The 1,018-nt window shown below is 61.2% G+C and carries 1 protein-coding gene and 1 pseudogene; both read right to left on the bottom strand.

Features of this window, described 5'->3' with window-relative positions; all coding sequences use genetic code 11:
* Positions 1-536, bottom strand: a 536-nt coding sequence (locus tag FJ980_RS36030; RefSeq protein WP_348640684.1) for an ATP-binding cassette domain-containing protein, incomplete at its 3' end; no start/stop codon positions are given.
* A pseudogene (locus tag FJ980_RS35765) lies at positions 531-1,007 on the bottom strand (ATP-binding cassette domain-containing protein); the annotation flags it as partial. The pseudogene FJ980_RS35765 and the gene FJ980_RS36030, both read right to left, overlap by 6 nt.
* Between the last annotated feature and the right edge of the window lie 11 nt (positions 1,008-1,018).

Below are 1,018 nucleotides of genomic sequence, written 5' to 3' on the forward strand. Positions count from 1 at the left end.
GGCTGGACGAGGTCGCTCCCGACGGCGATGTGGCCGGTTACATCCGGAAGGATGCCGAACAAGGCCTTGCCCAGGGTCGAGCGGCCACTGCCGACAAGCCCAGCAAGGCCGACGATCTCGCCCGGGCCGATCGAGAACGACACGCCGGACAGTTTGCGCGAGGTGGCAAGGTCATGGACCTCAAGAGCCGGCGTCCCGGCGGGCGTTGCGGGCTGCTGATTTGCTGGCGCGGCTGCGGCAGGGGAAGGCGTTTGGACCTTGGGCCGGGACATCAACGCCGCGATATCCTCGATGGACGTCTTCTCCGGATCAAGCGGGCCAACCAGTCGCCCATCCTGGATGAGCGAAATGCGATCCGAAAGCTGCAGCACATCGGCCATGCGATGGCTGATGTAGACGATACCGATTCCGTTCTGCTTGAGCTGACCGATTGTCCGAAAAAGCGTTTCCTCCTCATGGATGGTCAGCGACGAAGTCGGCTCGTCCATTACGAGCAGCTTGGCGCCCCGCGAGATCGCTTTGAGAATCTCGACCATCTGGCGCTGAGCGAACGCCAGGTCGCCCACACGTGCCGAAGCATCGAGCGAGAAGGCATATCGCTCGATCAGAGCCCGGGCCTCGCGCAGCATTTTTCTGGCATCGACACGTCGGCCGAAGGCGAGCGGCTCGCGAAGGATAAACAGGTTTTCGGCAACCGAACGATTCGGCAACACGCTCAGTTCCTGGAAGATCATTGCGATTCCGCGATCGATCCTCTCTCGAAGCTACAGGTCGGTGACATCCTCGCCGTCGAACAGAATCCGGCCTTCGTCCGTCCGATACGCGCCCATGAGGATCTTCATGAGCGTCGACTTGCCCGCACCGTTTTCGCCGAGCAGTGCATGCGTTTCGCCGGCCTTGACCTCGAACGAAATGTCCGACAGCACGCGGTTCGCGCCAAACGACTTGCCGATGCGTTGCATCGTTACGATAGGGCGCTGGGACGTTGAAGTTTTCGCTTCGGCCATGACGATTTCTC

The sequence above is a fragment of the Mesorhizobium sp. B1-1-5 genome, assembly GCF_006443065.1.
GTDB lineage: Bacteria > Pseudomonadota > Alphaproteobacteria > Rhizobiales > Rhizobiaceae > Mesorhizobium.